Consider the following 18,008-nt stretch of genomic DNA (forward strand, 5'->3'; position numbering starts at 1 on the left):
TGCGGTTGCGGTCGCGACCCGTCACTGCTGTAGGTACCGTCAAGTAGACCGTCAACTCGGTGCTTCGTGCGGCGGCCTCCCGCGCCACCGGCCGCGCGGGTCTCCCCGCTGCCCGCGACGACGCGGTACCGTGGCGTCCCTTTCTTCTCCACAAGATCCTCGTGGCCGCCCTGGAGGTTCCGTGGTACAGGCGTACATCCTTATTCAGACCGAGGTGGGCAAGGCGTCGACGGTCGCCGAGACCATCTCCAAGATCCCGGGGGTGATCCAGGCCGAGGACGTCACGGGTCCGTACGACGTGATCGTGCGCGCCCAGGCCGACACGGTCGACGAGCTCGGCCGCATGGTGGTCGCCAAGGTCCAGCAAGTGGACGGGATCACACGGACCCTGACCTGCCCGGTCGTACACCTGTAGCCCCCGTCTACCCTGGGCCGGTGACGTCTTCGCACCGGCTTCGCCGCCTGCCCGCCCTGCCCGTCGCCGCCGTGGCCGCCGCTGTCCTGTCGGCGGCCGCGGGCTGTTCCCCGACGGACGCGAAGGCATCCGTCACGGTTCCCAGTCCGCCGTCGGAAGAGGCCGCTCTCTGCGGCGCGCTGCACGAGGAGCTCCCGGAGACCGTCTCGGGACTCGGCCGGAGTGATCCGGAGCCGCGTTCCGATCTGACCGCCGGGTGGGGGGACGGGGCGATCGTACTGCGCTGCGGCGTCCCCCGGCCCCCCGCGATGAGCGACGAGGAGTCGCTGGGCGCGGAGATCGGCGGCGTGGACTGGCTGACGGAGCTGCGCGAGGGCGACGGACCCCGCTTCACCTCCACGTACCGCAAGACGTACGTGGAGGTGTCGCTGGACGAGCGGTTCGCGCACGACGCCACCCCGCTGATGGACATCGCCCCCGCCGTGAAGAAGGCGGTCCCCCCGAGCCTCTAGGCCGTGTCCGCCCCGGACACGGCCGCTGCCCTCGTGCGGCGCGGCAGGGCGGCCGGTACGGGGCGGGGCGGCCGGGCCGCGCGGTGCTAGCGCAGCCCGGTCGGGCGGCGCAGCGCGGCCCGGATGAGCAGGTCGACGAGGTCCGGGTAGCTCACGCCGCTCTCCTGCCACATGCGCGGGTACATGGAGATGGGCGTGAAGCCCGGCATGGTGTTGATCTCGTTGATGACGAACTCGCCGTCGTCGGTGAGGAAGAAGTCCGCGCGGACCAGACCCTCGCAGGACGCCGCCTCGAACGCGGCGACGGCCAGCCGCTGGATCTCGGCGGTCTGCTCCGGGGTGATCGGGGCGGGGACGACGCCGGAGGCCGAGTCGATGTACTTGGCCTCGAAGTCGTAGAAGTCGTGGTCGGTGACGGGCGGGATCCAGGCCGGTACGGAGGCGCGCGGGCCGTCCTCGAACTCCAGCACCCCGCACTCGATCTCGCGGCCGGTGAGCAGCGACTCCACGATGACCTTGGGGTCGTGGCGCCGGGCCTCCTCGATCGCGTCCTCCAGGCCGGAGACGTCGTCGACCTTGGTGATGCCCATCGAGGACCCGCCGCGGGCGGGCTTCACGAACAGCGGCCAGCCGTGTTCGGCGGCGAAGCCGACGATCCTCTCGCGGGCGGCGGAAGGATTCTGTTCCCACTCGCGGGGGCGGATCACCTCGTACGGCCCGACCGGCAGCCCGAAGGAGACGAAGACGCGCTTCATGTACTCCTTGTCCTGGCCGACGGCCGAGGAGAGCACGCCGGCGCCCACGTAGGGCACGCCCGCGAGCTCCAGGAGGCCCTGGAGGGTGCCGTCCTCGCCGTAGGGGCCGTGCAGCACGGGGAAGACCACGTCGACGTCGCCGAGGGCCTTGGGGACGGCGCCGGGCTCGCTGTAGACGACCTCGCGGCTGCCGGGGTCGACGGACAGCACGACGCTGCCCTCGTCGGACTCGGTGAGGTCGGCGACGGTCGGCAGCGCGCGGTCGGCGATGGCCATCCGCTCCGGCTCGTCGGCGGTCAGCGCCCAGCGGCCGTCGGTGGTGATGCCGATGGGCAGCACGTCGTACTTGTCCCGGTCGATGGCGCGCAGGACGGCGCCGGCGGTGACGACGGAGATGGCGTGCTCGGAGCTGCGGCCGCCGAAGACGACGGCCACGCGCGGCTTGCGCCCGGTGCTGGTGGGGAGGTTCTCGCTGCTCATATCGCGATGAGCGTACCTGCTCACCCCGGTGACGTCAGCGACCGCGTGGCCGCCTGTCCGGCCGTCAGCGCCGCTCGGGCTTCGCGGCGCGCGACATCAGCTCCTTGAGCGCCACCATCGGCGGCTTGCCCTCGTGGACGATGCCGACGACGGTCTCCGTGATGGGCATGTCGACGCCGTGCCGACGGGCCAGATCCAGCACGGACTCGCAGGACTTGACGCCCTCGGCGGTCTGCCTGGTGACCGCGATGGTCTCCTGGAGGGTCATCCCCTTGCCGAGGTTGAAACCGAAGGTGTGGTTGCGGGAGAGCGGCGAGGAGCAGGTGGCGACCAGGTCGCCGAGGCCCGCGAGCCCGGAGAACGTCAGCGGGTCGGCGCCCATCGCCAGGCCGAGGCGGGTGGTCTCGGCCAGCCCGCGTGTGATGAGCGATCCCTTGGCGTTGTCGCCGAGGCCCATGCCGTCCGCGATGCCGACGGCCAGCCCGATGACGTTCTTCACGGCGCCGCCCAGCTCGCAGCCGATGACGTCGGTGTTGGTGTACGGGCGGAAGTACGGGGTGTGGCAGGCGGCCTGGAGCCGCTGGGCGACGGCCTCGTCCCGGCAGGCGACGACGGCCGCCGCGGGCATGCGGGCGACGATCTCCTTGGCGAGGTTGGGACCGGTGACCACGGCGACGCGGCTCTCGGGCACCTCGGCGACCTCCTGGACGACCTCGCTCATCCGCTTGGCGCTGCCCAGTTCGATCCCCTTCATCAGGGAGACCAGGACCGTGCCCGGCGCGAGCTTCGGCGCCCACTCGGCGAGGTTGCCGCGGAGGGTCTGGGAGGGGATGGCCAGCACGGTGAAGTCGGCGTCGTGCGCGGCCTCGGCGGGGTCGGTGGTGGCGCGTACCGACTCGGGGAGCTGGGTGCCGGGGAAGTAGTCGGGGTTGGTGCGGTCGGTGTTGATGGCGTCGGCGACCTCCTGGCGGCGGCCCCAGAGGGTCACCCGGCAGCCCGCGTCGGCGAGCACCATGCCGAAGGCGGTTCCCCACGATCCGGTGCCGAAGACGGCTGCCTTCACGGGACGGGCCACCGGGCCCGCGGTGTCGGGGCGTGTCACTTCGCTTCCTCCCCTGCGGCCTTGCGCCGCTGTTCCATGCGAGCCCTGCGGTGGTCGTACGGCGTGGCGGGGGCCTTCTCGCCCCGGACCTCCTCCAGGAGGGAGGTGATCGCGGCCATGATGACCTCGGTCGCCTCGCGCAGCACCTCGGGCGTGGGCTCCCGGTCGTGGAACCGGCTGAGGTCGACGGGCGGGCCGGCCTGCACGATCAGGGTCTTGCGCGGGAGGAGCCGGAGCCGGTCCCGCTCGGCGTACGGCGGCATCGCCAGGTTGGCGCCCCACTGGGCGACCGGGATGACGGGGGCCTTGGTGAGCAGGGCGACGCGCGCGGCGCCGGTCTTGCCCGCCATGGGCCACATGTCGGGGTCGCGGGTGAGGGTGCCCTCCGGATAGAAGGCGACGCACTCGCCCCGCTCGATGGCGGCGACGGCGGCGCGGAAGGCGTCGAGCGCGTCGGTCGTCTCGCGGTAGACGGGGATCTGCCCGGTGCCGCGCAGCATCATTCCGACGAACGACCCCTTGAACAGGGCCGCTTTCGCCAGGAAGCGCGGGACGCGTCCGGTGTTGTACTGGTAGTGCGCGTACGACAGCGGATCGAGATAGGAGTTGTGGTTGACCGCGGTGATGAATCCGCCGTCGGCCGGAATGTGTTCCATACCCCGCCAGTCCCGCTTGAACAGAACCACCAGTGGCGGTTTTGCGATGACCGCCGCCAGGCGGTACCAGAAGCCGATTCTGCGGCGGGACACTCGGACACCTTCCTCCGGGACTGGGTTGCCGGGGGTCAAGTGTCGCCCCGGGCCCCTGGTCTGTCGAGAACACCGTACGCCCCACCCCCGGCACCTTCGCCCCGGGTCGCACCGGTGCCGCGCCACAATGGTGCCGGGCCCACGCGGTGCGCCGCCCCGCCGCGGCGATGTCGCCGCGCGGCCCGGGAGCGGCCCGGCGGCGCCCCGGGCCCGGCCGCCGCACGGAGAGGAGAGCGCCACGAACGCCGACCCGACCGGCTCCTGGTCCCTGGTCGTCCCCCTCAAGCCCCTCGCGCTGGCCAAGAGCAGGCTCGCCGGTGCCGCCGGTCCGCGGGTGCGGCCGCGGCTGGCGCTGGCCTTCGCGCAGGACACCGTGGCGGCGGCGCTGGCCTGCGGCGCGGTGCGGGATGTGTCGGTCGTCACGGACGATCCGGTGGCGGCGCTCACCCTCGGCGCCCTCGGGGCGCGGATCGTGCCGGACGGTCCGGCCACGGGCCTGAACGCCGCGCTGGCGCACGGTGCGCGGGCGGTACGCGCGCGGCGCCCGGGCGCGCCCGTCGCGACGCTGAACGCCGATCTCCCGGCGCTGCGGCCGGCGGAACTGTCACTGGTGCTGGCGGTCGCCGCGCAATTCCCGCGGGCTTTTCTCCCGGATGCCGCCGAAATCGGTACGACATTGCTGTCGGCCGCGCCCGGAGTGGAATTGCGTCCCGCTTTCGGCGGCGCGTCGCGGCGGCGGCATTTGTTGTCGGGCGCGGTGGAAATCCGGCTGGACGGTGTGCGCTCGGTGCGGCAGGACGTGGACACCGCCGACGACCTGAGGGCCGCCGTGGACCTGGGGGTGGGGCCGCGTACGGCCGAGCGGTGGGCGGTGGACGTCCGGGCGGCGGGCGGGGCGGGCGGATAAGCTGCCCTCCATGCAGGCGACCGCGTACACGTACGACCCGGATTCCCGCAGCGGGAGTGTGCTGCTCGACGACGGCACCCCGGTGGAGTTCCCCGCCGCGGCCTTCGACGCGGGCGGGCTGCGGCTGCTGCGGCCCGGGCAGCGGGTCCGGATCGAGACCGAGGGGCAGGGCGACGCCCTGCGCATCACGCTGGTGACGCTCCAGACGTTCTGACGTCCTGACGCTCCGGCCCTCCGGTTCCCGGGAGGGCGTCCCCACGCACCGCGGGCCGGGCTCCCTCTCGGGAGCCCGGCCCGGCGTGTGAGTGGCCCTGGGGCCTCGTGCCGCTTACTTGCTGCGCGAGGCGGTCTTCTTGGCGGTGGTCTTGCGCGCCGTGGTCTTCTTCGCGGGCGCCTTCTTCGCCGTGGCCTTCTTCGCCGGCGCGGTCTTCTTCGCGGTCGCCGTCTTCTTGGCCGCCGCGGTGGTGGTCTTCTTGGCCGGCGTGGCCTTCTTGGCCGCCGCGGTGGTGGTCTTCTTGGCCGGCGTGGCCTTCTTGGCGGCGGTCGTCGTCTTCTTGGCCGCGGTCGCGGTGGTCTTCTTGGCCGGCGTGGCCTTCTTGGCGGCGGACGCCGTCTTCTTGGCCGCGGCGGCCGAGGTCTTCTTGGCGGCCGCCTTCTTGCCCGCGGCCTTGGCGATGGTGGGCGGCGGGCCCGAAAGGCTGCCCTTCGGCGCCTTCTTGACGGCGACCTCGCCGCCCTTCGGGAGCTTCTTCGAGCCGCTGACCAGGTCCTTGAAGCCCTGACCGGCGCGGAAGCGCGGAACGGAGGTCTTCTTGACCCGCACGCGCTCACCCGTCTGCGGGTTACGGGCGTAGCGGGCCGGACGGTCGACCTTCTCGAACGAGCCGAAACCGGTGACCGAGACACGGTCACCGGCGACCACGGCACGGACGATCGCGTCGAGCACCGCGTCGACAGCATCGGCGGCCTGCTGGCGGCCGCCCATCTTGTCGGCAATCGCTTCTACGAGCTGCGCCTTGTTCACGTCTTCCCCTTCGGAGACATTGCCGGAACGAAAGTGTTCAAGCTTTTCGCACGTTAGGCAGATATATACCGCAAATCAAACACGAAACGGGCTAATCACCCTAGTGCCGCAATGAAGTCGGCCGCCGCGGAGTTCGGAGTGTCAGTCCCCTTCAGGGAATCGGCCCTCGTCGAGGTCCTTCATCAACCGGTCGAGCCGCCTTGCCGCGCCCTCGAGATCGTGCTTCGCCGCGGCCGTGACGGCCAGCAGCTTCCGGGACAGCGTCATCCTTACGCCCTCCGGGACTTGCAGTGCGCGCACACGGGTGTGCGCTTCTTTCAGTCGGGCTGCGACGGCCTGATAGAGCTCGAGTTGGCTGTCGCGTTCCATGCGCCGATTGTGCCATCTGGGGCGAGTTGTCGCCTCCGTAGGGGGTAACTGACCTGCTCCGGCGGCATTTCACGACCGCCCGGCCCACCCTCCCGCCTATCGGCTCATGCCCCGTAATTGCCAAGTGATGTACGGAAGTTGGCCGTCCCGAGCCTGCGATTTCGGGGCGCGGGGCAGGCGACCCCCGGTGCGCCGGTGACGTCAGCCGGATGGCCCCCCGGAGACCGGCGAACCGGCGGGCAAGGCCACTTTCGGCCATCGTCTCCACGGTTCGCGCGGCGGAGTTGAGCACCCCTCGGCACCCGTCCGTCCGCACGCACGACGGTGCCCCCGGCCGTGGATCGGCCGGGGGCACCGGAGGGTGACGCGAGGTGGGGCGAGGGGCTCAGACCTGGAGGGTGCGCGGCTTGTACGAGGGGCGCTTCGCCTCGTACGCGGCGATGTCCGCCTCGTTCTGCAGGGTGATGCTGATGTCGTCCAGGCCGTTGAGCAGCCGCCAGCGGGCGTTCTCGTCCAGTTCGAAGGCCGCGGTGATGCCCTCGGCCCGGACCTCGCGGGCCTCCAGGTCGACGGTGACCTCCGCCTGCGGGTCGGCTTCGGTCAGCTCCCACAGCGCGTCGACGGTGCCCTGGTCGAGCACCACGGTGAGCAGCCCGTTCTTCAGCGAGTTGCCGCGGAAGATGTCGGCGAAGCGGGAGGAGATCACGGCCTTGAAGCCGTAGTTCTGCAGCGCCCACACGGCGTGCTCGCGCGAGGAGCCGGTGCCGAAGTCGGGGCCGGCGACCAGGACCGTGGCGCCCTGGCGCTCGGGGCGGTTGAGGACGAACTCGGGGTCCTTGCGCCAGGCCTCGAACAGACCGTCCTCGAAGCCGTCGCGGGTGACCTTCTTCAGCCAGTGGGCCGGGATGATCTGGTCGGTGTCGACGTTGCTGCGGCGCAGCGGGACGGCCCGGCCGGTGTGGGTGGTGAAAGCTTCCATGATTGCTCAGACTCCGGCGGTCGCGGGGGCTTCGGACAGGTCGGCGGGCGAGGCCAGGTGGCCCAGCACGGCGGTGGCGGCGGCGACCTGGGGCGACACCAGGTGGGTGCGGCCGCCCTTGCCCTGCCTACCCTCGAAGTTGCGGTTGGAGGTGGAGGCGGAACGCTCGCCGGGGGCGAGCTGGTCGGGGTTCATGCCCAGGCACATCGAGCAGCCCGCGTGCCGCCATTCGGCGCCGGCCTCCTTGAAGACCTTGTCCAGGCCCTCCTCGACGGCCTGCAGCGCGACCCGGACCGAGCCGGGGACGACCAGCATCCGTACGCCGTCGGCGACTTTGCGGCCGCCCAGGATGCCGGCGGCGGAGCGCAGGTCCTCGATGCGGCCGTTGGTGCAGGAGCCCACGAAGACGGTGTCGACCTTGATGTCGCGCAGCGGCTGCCCGGCAGTCAGGCCCATGTACTTCAGAGCGTTCTCGGCGGCCAGGCGCTCCGAAGCGTCTTCGTACGAAGCCGGGTCGGGGACGGACGCCGAAAGCGGCGATCCCTGGCCGGGGTTGGTGCCCCAGGTGACGAAGGGCGCCAGCGCGGAGGCGTCGATGACGACCTCGGCGTCGAAGACGGCGTCGTCGTCCGTCCGCAGGGTCTTCCAGTAGGCGACCGCCGCGTCCCAGTCCTCGCCCTCCGGCGCGTGGGCGCGCCCCTTGAGGTAGGCGAAGGTGGTCTCGTCGGGGGCGATCATGCCCGCGCGGGCACCGGCCTCGATCGACATGTTGCAGATGGTCATGCGGGCCTCCATCGAGAGTTTCTCGATGGCGGAGCCGCGGTACTCCAGGACGTATCCCTGGCCGCCGCCCGTGCCGATCCGGGCGATGATCGCCAGGATGAGGTCCTTGGCGGTGACGTCCTCGGGCAAATCGCCTTCGACGGTGATCGCCATGGTCTTGGGGCGGGCCATGGGCAGCGTCTGGGTGGCCAGGACATGCTCGACCTGGGAGGTGCCGATGCCGAAGGCGAGCGCGCCGAAGGCGCCGTGCGTGGAGGTGTGGGAGTCGCCGCAGACCACGGTGGTGCCCGGCTGGGTCAGGCCCAGCTGCGGTCCCACGACGTGGACGACGCCCTGCTCGACGTCGCCCAGCGGGTGCAGCCGGACGCCGAAGTCCGCGCAGTTCTTGCGCAGCGTCTCCAGCTGGACGCGGGAGACCGGGTCGGCGATCGGCTTGTCGATGTCCAGGGTGGGGGTGTTGTGGTCCTCGGTCGCGATGGTGAGGTCGAGGCGCCGGACCTGCCGGCCGCTCTTGCGCAGGCCGTCGAACGCCTGGGGGCTGGTCACCTCGTGCAGCAGGTGCAGATCGATGAAGAGCAGGTCGGGCTCGCCTTCGGCGCGCCGGACGACATGGTCGTCCCAGACCTTCTCCGCGAGAGTCCTACCCATCGCTTTCCCTCCGGCCGGCGTGGTGTGCCGGCACCTCTAGAGATCTGTGGGCCCACGCCCGTAGACCCACGTTTCACGTGCTGGACGTCGACATCGGACCCGTTGGTCCTGGGGCCGTACGTACAGGGTGGCAAGTTCCGGGAAAAATTGAACTTGCGTTTCACAGAGTGAGACGTGAATATCGTTGCATGGACAACTCTAGCGGCGTCGGCGTTCTCGACAAGGCAGCTCTGGTATTGAGCGCCCTGGAGTCCGGTCCGGCCACCCTCGCCGGGCTGGTCGCGGCGACAGGGCTCGCACGACCCACGGCACATCGCCTTGCCGTGGCACTGGAACACCACCGGATGGTGGCGAGGGACATGCAGGGCCGGTTCATCCTGGGCCCGCGGCTGGCGGAGCTCGCCGCGGCGGCCGGTGAGGACCGCCTGCTGGCCACGGCCGGACCCGTACTGACCCACCTGCGGGACGTGACCGGGGAGAGCGCGCAGCTCTACCGGCGCCAGGGCGACATGCGCATCTGCGTCGCCGCGGCGGAGCGGTTGTCCGGCCTGCGGGACACCGTGCCGGTCGGCTCCACGCTCACCATGAAGGCCGGCTCGTCGGCCCAGATCCTGATGGCCTGGGAGGAGCCGGAGCGACTGCACCGCGGCCTCCAGGGGGCCCGGTTCACGGCGACCGCCCTGTCGGGCGTACGGCGCCGGGGCTGGGCCCAGTCGATCGGTGAGCGCGAGCCGGGCGTCGCGTCGGTGTCCGCGCCCGTGCGGGGCCCCTCGAACCGCGTGGTGGCGGCCGTGTCGGTGTCGGGGCCGATCGAGCGCCTGACCCGCCACCCGGGGCGGATGCACGCCCAGGCGGTCATCGACGCCGCCGCCCGACTGTCGGACGCCCTGCGGCGCTCCGGCTGACCCTCTCGTTCCCGGCTGCCGACTCCCGGCCCACCGCTTCAACGCCGCAGCGGTGGGCCGGAGTTGTTCCGCTCTTGAGCTGTCGCCGAACGCGAGGAAGCCCTCCCCTGCTGGGGAGGGCTTCCTCTGTGCGTACCCCCGACCGGATTCGAACCGGCGCTACCGCCTTGAGAGGGCGGCGTGCTAGGCCGCTACACAACGGGGGCAAGATCAGTGATGATCCGCTGGCCTACCAGGACTCGAACCTAGACTAACTGAACCAGAATCAGTCGTGCTGCCAATTACACCATAGGCCACTGGTGGTTTAGACCAGTTGGTACCCCCGACCGGATTCGAACCGGCGCTACCGCCTTGAGAGGGCGGCGTGCTAGGCCGCTACACAACGGGGGCCCTAGCGATCCTGCATCGAGATCATGGGTGCGACCCAGACGATCTCGCGGGAAGGATCTGTACCCCCGACCGGATTCGAACCGGCGCTACCGCCTTGAGAGGGCGGCGTGCTAGGCCGCTACACAACGGGGGCCTCGCGGATGCCATCCGCGATGCAGATAAGCTCTGCGAGCTGGCCTACCAGGACTCGAACCTAGACTAACTGAACCAGAATCAGTCGTGCTGCCAATTACACCATAGGCCACCAAAACGCAACCCCCGGTGGGGATTTTGTTCGGGTTACGCTTCCGGGTTTCGGGCCTTTCGGCTTGCTCCCCTCGGCGCAGGAAGAACATTACCCGAAGGAGTCCGGGGCTCCAAAACGGGTATCGCCGCGCAGCAGGCCGGGGAGCTGGTCGAGCCCCGTGATCCGGGTCAGCTCGGGCCTGCCGCCCTTTCCGCCCCGGTCCAGCCAGATGCCGGTGAGCCCCGCCTCGACGGCACCCCGGGCGTCGATGTCCGGCTGGTCGCCGACGTACGCGACGTCCGCCGGGCGCAGGCGCAGGGCGTCGCAGGCGGCGTGGAAGGCCGCGGGGTCGGGCTTGGCCACCCCCAGCTCGGCCGCGCACAGCAGCGCCTCGAACCGGTCCCTGACGCCCAGGACGCGCAGCTTGCGCTCCTGGTTGTGGACGGAGGAGTTCGACAGGGCGGCGTGCCGGTAGTCGGCGGCCAGCAGCTCCAGGACGGGCAGGGTGTCCGGGAACAGCTCCCAGGCGGCCTCGTAGTGCTTCAGGTACCGCCCGAACCAGGCGTCGGCCTCCTCGTCGGTCAGCTCCGCCGCCAGGAAGTCCCGCACCCGGTCGCGCCGCTGCTCCTCGAATCCGACGCCGCCCTCCTCGAAGCGCTGCCAGTGGAGGGCCGTGAGGGCCTTCCAGCGGGTGAGGGCCTGGTCGACGGAGTCGTACCCGTCGGCCAGGCCCTCGGCCCGCAGGTGGCGCAGCATGCCGGCGCGGTCGGCGCTCGCGTAGTCGAAGATCGTGTCGTCGATGTCCCAAAGGATCGCGCGGATGGGCATGGCCCCGAGCCTACGCGGCGGCCGTGCCGGGCCGGGCCCGTACGGCGAAGACGCCCGAGGGGGCGGCGGCCGTGGACGGGCCCGCCGCCCCCTCGGGCCTACGTGCGGCGCTTACGCCGCGAGCCTGGCGAGCGCGGCGTCGACGCGGGCCAGCGTGCGCTCCTTGCCCAGGATCTCCAGGGACTCGAAGAGCGGCAGGCCGACCGTGCGGCCGGTGACCGCGACGCGGACGGGGGCCTGGGCCTTGCCGAGCTTGAGGCCGTGCTCCTCGCCGGCGGCCAGGACCGCGTTCTTCAGCGACTCGGGGCTGGTCCAGTCCGCGGCCTCCAGCTTGGCGCGGGCCGTGCGCAGCAGGGCGTCGGAGCCCTCCTTCATGGCCTTCTGCCAGGACGCCTCGTCGTGCGCCGGCTCCTTGAGGAACAGGAAGTCGACGTTGGCCGTGATCTCGGAGAGGACGGTCAGCCGGGTCTGGGCGTGCGGGGCGATGGCCTCCCAGGCGGCCCGGTCGAAGTCCTCCGGCGCCCAGGGGGCGTGCGGGGCCTGGAGCCACGGCTCGCAGGCCGCGGTGAACGCCTTCACGTCCAGCATGCGGATGTGGTCGGCGTTGATCGCCTCGGCCTTCTTGAGGTCGAAGCGGGCCGGGTTGGCGTTGACGTCCGCGACGTCGAACTTCGCGATCATCTCGGGGATCGTGAAGACGTCCTGGTCGGCGGAGAAGGACCAGCCGAGGAGAGACAGGTAGTTCAGCAGGCCCTCGGGGAGGAAGCCGCGCTCCCGGTAGATGTTGAGGGACGCCTGCGGGTCGCGCTTGGACAGCTTCTTGTTGCCCTCGCCCATGACGTAGGGCAGGTGGCCGAAGACGGGGACGTCCTTGGCGACGCCCAGCTCGATCAGCGCCTTGTAGAGGGCGAGCTGGCGCGGGGTGGAGGAGAGCAGGTCCTCGCCGCGCAGGACGTGGGTGATCTCCATCAGCGCGTCGTCGACCGGGTTGACGAGCGTGTAGAGGGGGGCGCCGTTGGCGCGGACGATGCCGTAGTCCGGGACGTTGTCCGGGGTGAAGGTCAGTTCGCCGCGGACCAGGTCGGTGAAGGTGATCGGCTCGTCGGGCATCCGGAAGCGGACGATCGACTCGCGGCCCTCCGCCTCGTACGCCGCCCGCTGCTCGTCGGTCAGGTCGCGGCACGTGCCGTCGTAGCCGGACGGGCGGCCGGCGGCGCGGGCCGCCTCACGGCGCTCGTCGAGCTCGGTGGCGGTGCAGTAGCAGCGGTACGCGTAGCCACCGGCGAGCAGCCGGTCGGCGATGTCCTTGTAGATGTCCATGCGCTGCGACTGGCGGTACGGGGCGTGCGGGCCGCCGACCTCGGGGCCCTCGTCCCAGTCGAGGCCGAGCCAGCGCAGCGAGTCGAGGAGCTGCTGGTAGGACTCCTCCGAGTCGCGGGCCGCGTCGGTGTCCTCGATGCGGAAGACCATGGTGCCCTGGTTGTGCCGGGCGTAGGCCCAGTTGAACAGGGCGGTGCGGACCAGGCCCACGTGGGGGTTGCCGGTCGGCGAGGGACAGAAACGTACGCGGATCGCGTTAGCCACGCTTGATCACCTTGTTGGTGAGAGTGCCGATGCCTTCGATGGTGACGGCGACCTCGTCGCCGACGTTGAGCGGTCCGACTCCGGCCGGGGTGCCCGTGAGGATGACGTCGCCCGGGAGCAGCGTCATGGCCTCGGTGATGTGGACGACGAGGTCCTCCACGGAGCGGATCATGTCGCTCGTGCGGCCCAGCTGCCGCTGTTCCCCGTTGACGGTGCACTGGATCGTGACGTCGGCGGGGTCGAGGTCGGTCTCCACCCAGGGGCCCAGGGGGCAGGCGGTGTCGAAGCCCTTGGCCCGGGCCCACTGCTTCTCGCGCTTCTGGACGTCGCGGGCGGTGACGTCGTTGGCGCAGGTGTAGCCGAGGATGACGTCCTTGACGCGCTCGCGCGGGACCTCGCGGCACATGCGGCCGATCACGACGGCGAGCTCGGCCTCGTGGTGCAGCTCCTGGGAGAAGGAGGGGTACTCGATGGCGTCGCCGGAGCCGATCACCGAGGTGGTGGGCTTGAAGAACGCGACGGGGACGTCCGGGACCTCGTTGCCGAGCTCCGCGGCGTGCTCCGCGTAGTTGCGGCCGATGCCCACGACCTTGTTGGGCAGGACGGGCGGCAGCAGCCGGACCTTGCTCAGCGGGACCTTGGTCCCGCTGAGTTCGAAGTCGGCGTACGGAATACCCTTGATGATGTCGAGGACGAGAGCGCCCTCCTCGCCGGGGGCGCTGCCGCCCTCGACCGCGCCGAAGGCGACGTTGCCGTCGATGGAGAACCTGGCGATGCGCACGGGATGCCGTGCCCCTTACTTCCGCTGGCTGGAGTCTGACGCTCCAGGCTAACGCGGGAGGCGCACGCCGTCGGCCGTCACGACCGCGCGGCCGGGACGGGGGCGTCCATCAGGGTCGTGCGGCGCGGGTTGGCGGTGCTGGCGGGGAGGTCGGCCGAGTGCTCCGGGCGCGCTCCCTGGTCCAGCTCCCCGGCGTCAGCCAGGTGCATCAGGGTGGTGCGGCGCGGGTTGGCGATGCTGCGCATGGTCATCGTCGTCTTCATCGGTGCTGTCCGACCTCGGGGTGCGGGCGCCGCCGGGGCGCCTGGTTGACGGTTTTTCCTTCTTTGTAAAGCGTCAGGCTAAACATGGGATTCCCCGCGATTGACGGTAGAAGGCAACGATCTATATGTGAGTTTGCTCACGGAGCAGGGGGTGTTTCCGACATAACGGGCGGTCGGAACGGGCTCTGGAATCGGACATTGCGTACCTGAATGCAGCATTCCGCTGCTGATCATCGCGACTGGGACACCCCCCACCCCCGAGGGCCTCACCAGCGACTCGTACGCGAACGCCCCATTCCTCCCCGATCGGTTTCTACGGCCGGTGACCCGCCACTCACAAGCGGTGACCCCTTTCCGGGTGCGATCCGTCGGCCTTGTTGGAGATCCGGCACTGTGCTGGAATTCCACGCACCGCCGCGGATTCCAGACCGGCGCGCTGGGGCGCAACACAGCGCCGAGCGGCGGTGAGGAAGGGGGATCTGCGCCGGTCACTCACGACCACCACTGGAGCGCGCTCGCGCTCCACGACGCCGACACCGTCCTGTCCGTTCGCGCGGGGGGACGCCTGGTCCAGAGGTTGCGACGCTAGTGCAGGGACGTTTCAAGAGGGATGGCAACGGGTCTCCCCAGGCCCGCCAGGGCCGAGGGGAAGCTGCGGCGGAGCAGGAGCCGCGCGGCGGGACCGACCGCGGCTCCTCGCCCCAGCACACCCAGACGCCGGGACCGGCCGCGGCCGGCGACGGTGGTGACCGTGCGGGACAGCCGGGGGCCGGACAGGGCGGCGACGCCACGTCGACGGCGGCCGGCCGGTCCAGGACGGGCAAGGGCGCCAAGGGCACGAAGGCCGCCAGGACCGCGAAGGGCGCGAAGACCGTCCCGTCGGACAGGAGCCCCGTCGACGCCGGCCCGCGAATAGCCCTGCGCAACTGGCGCATCAGCACGCGACTGGTCTCGCTGCTCGCCCTCCCCGTGGTCGCCGCGACCACCCTGGGCGGCATCCGTATCAACGAGTCCATGAACGACATGGAGCAGCTGGATCACATGCAGCTGCTCACCAAGCTGACGCAGGAGGCGACCAACCTCGCCCAGGCGCTCCAGGAGGAGCGCGACCTGACGGCGGGCCCGCTGTCCAACGGCGTACCGGCCACCGACCTCAAGGTCACCGAGCCGCAGAAGAAGGCGGACCGGGCGCGTGACGCGTTCCTCCACGCCACCAACGACATCGGCGACACCCAGGGCGACGAGGCCCTGCAGAGCATCCACGCGAACGTCACGCAGATCGCCGGCGAGGTCGTGCGGCTCGGCAACATCCGCAGCGGCGCGTTCCGGGACGGCTCGCAGGACTTCCAGACGGTCGAGCGCTACAACCGTCTGATCAACTCGCTGCTCAGCCTCTCCCAGGACATGGCCCAGGCGACCAGCAACCCCGAGATGATCAAGCGGACCCGCGCGCTCGCCGCGTTCTCGGCCGCCAAGGAGTACGCCTCCATCCAGCGTGCGATCATCGCCGCCGCTCTCCCCAAGACCAGCCAGGAAAAGCGGGAGATGGACCCCAACGACCGCGAGTACGGCGCGGCCGCGCGGGAGAACGAGCGGGCGGCGAGGGACTCCTTCGAGCTGATCTACAGCTCCCTGGGCGGTGACCCGACGGAGCTGCTGGCGCCGCTCGGCCCGAACAACCCCGCCATCGCCCAGGCCGACGCGTACGCGGACCTCGTGCTCCGCAACGACGACGGGCTCAAGCAGCAGGACCCGCGCGGCTACCTGGACTGGACCGACGCCTACGCGCCCAAGATGCAGGTCATGGACACCATCGAGGCGTCCCTGCTGGGCGACATGGACAGCACCGCCCGTGAGCTGCGCCAGGAGGAGCAGCGCGACGCGATCATCAACGGTGCGCTGATCCTGCTGGTGCTCGGTGTCTCCCTGGTCGGCGCCTTCGTGGTGGCCCGCTCCATGATCCGGTCGCTGCGGCGGCTCCAGGACACGGCGACCAAGGTCGCCCAGGAGCGGCTGCCCGAGCTGGTCAAGCAGCTGTCCGAGGCCGACCCGCAGGACGTCGACACGTCCGTGGAGTCGGTGGGTGTGCACTCCCGGGACGAGATCGGCCAGGTGGCCGCGGCCTTCGACGACGTGCACCGCGAGGCGGTCCGCCTCGCCGCCGAGCAGGCGCTGCTGCGGGGCAACGTCAACGCGATGTTCACCAACCTCTCGCGCCGCTCCCAGGGCCTCATCCAGCGCCAGCTGTCGCTGATCTCCGAGCTCGAGTCCCGCGAGGCCGACCCGGACCAGCTGTCCTCCCTGTTCAAGCTGGACCACCTCGCCACGCGTATGCGCCGTAACGGTGAGAACCTGCTCGTCCTCGCCGGTGAGGAGCCGGGGCGCCGGTGGACCCGGCCCGTCCCGCTGGTCGACGTGCTCCGTGCCGCCGCCTCCGAGGTGGAGCAGTACGAGCGCATCGAGCTGGCCTCCGTGCCGGCGACCGAGGTCGCGGGCCGTGTCGTCAACGACCTCGTGCACCTGCTGGCCGAGCTGCTGGAGAACGCCACGTCGTTCTCCTCGCCGCAGACCAAGGTGCGCGTCACCGGTCACGCGCTGCCCGACGGGCGGGTGCTCGTCGAGGTCCACGACACCGGTATCGGTCTGTCGCCCGAGGACCTCGCCGCGATCAACGAGCGGCTCGCCTCGCCGCCCACCGTGGACGTGTCGGTCTCCCGGCGCATGGGTCTGTTCGTGGTCGGCCGCCTGTCCCTGCGGCACGGCATCCGCATCCAGCTGCGCCCCTCCGACTCGGGCGGTACGACCGCGCTGGTCATGCTCCCGGTGGACGTCGCCCAGGGCGGCAAGAAGCTGCCCGGCAAGCCCGGTCAGGGCGGTCCGGGCGCCATGCCGCAGGGCCCGTCCGGCTCCGGTGGCCGGCTGACCGGCGGCCCCGGCGCGGCCGGTGGCGGCCGTCCCGGTCTCGGCGGCGGTCCCGGTCTCGGCGGCGGTCCCGGCGCGGGCGGCCCGGGCGGTGCGCCCGCGGGCCGCGCCGGTCTCGGGGCGGGCGTCGGTGCCGGTTCCGCGGGTGCGCGTGGCCAGGTCGGCTCGGGAGCCGGTCAGCGGCCCGCGCTGCCCGGCCGGGACGACGCGGCCGCACGGCAGGCCGGCCTCCAGGGCGGTCCGCAGGGCGGTCAGCCGGGTCGCCAGGGCCGGCCGGGTCAGGGCGCTCCGGGCGGACAGCCCCAGGCGCCCCAGGACCCGCAGCGCCAGGGCTCCGGTGCCGCGGGCGCCTTCGGCGGTGCCGCCGGCGGTCGCGGTACGCGGGACAGCGGCATCCCGACGCGCTCGGACGTCTGGCAGAACGGCCCCTCCGAGCAGGGGCCCCGGGCGGGCGCGCAGCAGCCGTCCCCCGGCGGACAGCACGCCGAGCTGCCGGGCGCCGCGCAGCAGCAGCACCAGCAGCAGCCCCCGCGCCGTCAGCAGCAGGTCCAGCAGCCGGTCCCGCCGCAGCAGGTCCAGCAGCCGCCGGTCCAGCAGCAGCCCGCGCCGCAGCAGCGCCCGCAGCGCCCGCAGACCACCAGTTGGGGCGCCGACGTGCCGCGCGGTCACGAGGAGCCGGAGGCCACCGGGCAGCACGCCCGCCCCTCGGCCGACCGCCAGGACCCCGCGTCCACGGCGCAGTTCGCCCGCCCCGACTACCAGGCCGGCCGGCCGCAGCAGCCGGAGGCCCTGCCGCCCGCGCCCGACGCGGGGGACGGCCGTACGCCGCTGTACGACACGCTGGAGACCAACTGGTTCCACCAGAACGGTCAGGCCCAGCAGCCGCACCAGCAGCAGGACCGGCCGCAGCGCGGCGAGGCCGCCGCGTACCCGGCCCACGACCGGACCATGCCGACCCCGGCCGTACCGCAGCAGCCCGCGCCGCAGGCGGCCCGGCCCGCGCAGGGACGGCCCGCGCCGTCGCTGCCGTCCCGCCGGGACGGCCAGGGCACCGGCCAGGGCGCCGACCCGGCCTCCACGACCGGGGCGTGGCGTACCACCCCCAACGACGAGTTGGTGCGCCAGGCCGAGCGGGTCCGCAAGCCCGCCGCCGGCGGCATCACCACCTCCGGCCTTCCCCGCCGGGTCCCGCGCGCCAATCTGGTGCCGGGAACCGCGCAGGAGTCGGCCCACCAGTCCGGTCCGCAGGTCTCGCGTGCGCCTGATGACGTACGCGGCCGCCTGACCAACCTCCGCCGCGGCATCCAGCAGGGGCGTCAGGCAGGCAGCTCCACCACGGGCAGTTTCCACACCGGCCCCACACACCAGCAGGAGCGTTAGTTGCGA

The 18,008-nt window shown here is 71.7% G+C and carries 17 protein-coding genes and 5 tRNA genes; 6 read left to right on the plus strand and 16 right to left on the minus strand.

What is annotated here, in order from left to right; translation table 11 throughout:
- Positions 1-181 precede the first annotated feature (181 nt).
- Both IE109_RS16860 and IE109_RS16865 read left to right on the plus strand, forming a co-directional pair.
- Positions 182-415, plus strand: coding sequence for an Lrp/AsnC family transcriptional regulator (locus IE109_RS16860; protein WP_028802415.1), 234 nt, complete (start codon positions 182-184; stop codon positions 413-415).
- Between the two features lie 20 nt (positions 416-435).
- On the plus strand, positions 436-927 hold the full coding sequence (locus tag IE109_RS16865) for a DUF3515 domain-containing protein (RefSeq protein WP_189551713.1): 492 nt from the start codon (positions 436-438) through the stop codon (positions 925-927).
- A gap of 86 nt (positions 928-1,013) precedes the next feature.
- Here IE109_RS16865 and IE109_RS16870 read toward each other — a convergent pair whose 3' ends face one another.
- The 3 genes from IE109_RS16870 to IE109_RS16880 all read right to left on the minus strand — a co-directional run bounded on the left by IE109_RS16870 (position 1,014) and on the right by IE109_RS16880 (position 4,013).
- Complete coding sequence (locus tag IE109_RS16870) at positions 1,014-2,162, minus strand: D-alanine--D-alanine ligase family protein (protein ID WP_189551714.1); 1,149 nt, start codon at positions 2,160-2,162, stop codon at positions 1,014-1,016.
- Between the two features lie 64 nt (positions 2,163-2,226).
- Positions 2,227-3,237 (minus strand): NAD(P)H-dependent glycerol-3-phosphate dehydrogenase, encoded by a 1,011-nt coding sequence (locus IE109_RS16875; protein ID WP_189551898.1) that lies wholly within the window; start codon positions 3,235-3,237, stop codon positions 2,227-2,229.
- Between the two features lie 23 nt (positions 3,238-3,260).
- Positions 3,261-4,013, minus strand: coding sequence for a lysophospholipid acyltransferase family protein (locus tag IE109_RS16880; RefSeq protein WP_189551715.1), 753 nt, complete (start codon positions 4,011-4,013; stop codon positions 3,261-3,263).
- Positions 4,014-4,140: 127 nt separating this feature from the next.
- On the opposite strand from IE109_RS16880, the gene cofC reads away from it, so the two are divergent.
- Both cofC and IE109_RS16890 read left to right on the plus strand, forming a co-directional pair.
- Complete coding sequence (cofC, locus tag IE109_RS16885; RefSeq protein ID WP_189551716.1) at positions 4,141-4,920, plus strand: 2-phospho-L-lactate guanylyltransferase; 780 nt, start codon at positions 4,141-4,143, stop codon at positions 4,918-4,920.
- A gap of 10 nt (positions 4,921-4,930) precedes the next feature.
- Positions 4,931-5,134 (plus strand): hypothetical protein, encoded by a 204-nt coding sequence (locus tag IE109_RS16890; protein ID WP_189551717.1) that lies wholly within the window; start codon positions 4,931-4,933, stop codon positions 5,132-5,134.
- A 114-nt stretch (positions 5,135-5,248) separates the two neighbouring features.
- On the opposite strand, the gene IE109_RS16895 is transcribed toward IE109_RS16890, so the two are convergent.
- From IE109_RS16895 to leuC, 4 genes are all read right to left on the minus strand, one after another.
- The gene (locus IE109_RS16895; RefSeq protein ID WP_189551718.1) at positions 5,249-5,944 is read right to left on the minus strand and encodes an HU family DNA-binding protein; all 696 of its coding nucleotides are present in this window, start codon (positions 5,942-5,944) and stop codon (positions 5,249-5,251) included.
- 141 nt (positions 5,945-6,085) lie between these two features.
- Entirely contained in the window at positions 6,086-6,313 is a 228-nt protein-coding gene (locus IE109_RS16900; RefSeq protein ID WP_189551719.1) for an SCO5555 family protein, read from the minus strand.
- 385 nt (positions 6,314-6,698) lie between these two features.
- Positions 6,699-7,292 (minus strand): 3-isopropylmalate dehydratase small subunit, encoded by a 594-nt coding sequence (gene leuD, locus IE109_RS16905; RefSeq protein ID WP_189551720.1) that lies wholly within the window; start codon positions 7,290-7,292, stop codon positions 6,699-6,701.
- 6 nt (positions 7,293-7,298) lie between these two features.
- The gene (leuC, locus tag IE109_RS16910; protein WP_189551721.1) at positions 7,299-8,723 is read right to left on the minus strand and encodes a 3-isopropylmalate dehydratase large subunit; all 1,425 of its coding nucleotides are present in this window, start codon (positions 8,721-8,723) and stop codon (positions 7,299-7,301) included.
- A 188-nt stretch (positions 8,724-8,911) separates the two neighbouring features.
- Between leuC and ndgR the strand changes: the two genes are divergently transcribed.
- A complete protein-coding gene (ndgR, locus tag IE109_RS16915; RefSeq protein ID WP_017947593.1) occupies positions 8,912-9,628 on the plus strand; it encodes an IclR family transcriptional regulator NdgR in 717 nt (238 codons plus the stop codon).
- Positions 9,629-9,761: 133 nt separating this feature from the next.
- Here the strand turns inward: ndgR and IE109_RS16920 are convergent.
- The 9 genes from IE109_RS16920 to IE109_RS16960 all read right to left on the minus strand — a co-directional run bounded on the left by IE109_RS16920 (position 9,762) and on the right by IE109_RS16960 (position 13,700).
- A tRNA-Glu gene (locus IE109_RS16920) sits at positions 9,762-9,834 on the minus strand.
- Between the two features lie 18 nt (positions 9,835-9,852).
- A tRNA-Gln gene (locus IE109_RS16925) sits at positions 9,853-9,924 on the minus strand.
- A gap of 18 nt (positions 9,925-9,942) precedes the next feature.
- A tRNA-Glu gene (locus tag IE109_RS16930) sits at positions 9,943-10,018 on the minus strand.
- Between the two features lie 60 nt (positions 10,019-10,078).
- A tRNA-Glu gene (locus tag IE109_RS16935) sits at positions 10,079-10,151 on the minus strand.
- A 39-nt stretch (positions 10,152-10,190) separates the two neighbouring features.
- A tRNA-Gln gene (locus tag IE109_RS16940) sits at positions 10,191-10,262 on the minus strand.
- A 90-nt stretch (positions 10,263-10,352) separates the two neighbouring features.
- Entirely contained in the window at positions 10,353-11,072 is a 720-nt protein-coding gene (locus tag IE109_RS16945) for an HAD family hydrolase (RefSeq protein ID WP_189551722.1), read from the minus strand.
- Positions 11,073-11,183: 111 nt separating this feature from the next.
- Complete coding sequence (gene gltX / locus IE109_RS16950) at positions 11,184-12,656, minus strand: glutamate--tRNA ligase (protein ID WP_189551723.1); 1,473 nt, start codon at positions 12,654-12,656, stop codon at positions 11,184-11,186.
- A complete protein-coding gene (locus tag IE109_RS16955) occupies positions 12,649-13,437 on the minus strand; it encodes a fumarylacetoacetate hydrolase family protein (protein WP_189551724.1) in 789 nt (262 codons plus the stop codon). The genes gltX and IE109_RS16955 overlap by 8 nt, the downstream gene beginning before the upstream one ends.
- A 77-nt stretch (positions 13,438-13,514) precedes the next feature.
- Positions 13,515-13,700: a hypothetical protein gene (locus tag IE109_RS16960; protein WP_189551725.1), complete on the minus strand. Its 186-nt coding sequence runs from the start codon at positions 13,698-13,700 to the stop codon at positions 13,515-13,517.
- Between the two features lie 588 nt (positions 13,701-14,288).
- Here IE109_RS16960 and IE109_RS16965 point away from each other — a divergent pair.
- Complete coding sequence (locus IE109_RS16965) at positions 14,289-18,002, plus strand: sensor histidine kinase (protein WP_189551726.1); 3,714 nt, start codon at positions 14,289-14,291, stop codon at positions 18,000-18,002.
- Positions 18,003-18,008: the final 6 nt, after the last annotated feature.

Source organism: Streptomyces lavendofoliae (genome assembly GCF_014649735.1).
GTDB lineage: Bacteria > Actinomycetota > Actinomycetes > Streptomycetales > Streptomycetaceae > Streptomyces > Streptomyces lavendofoliae.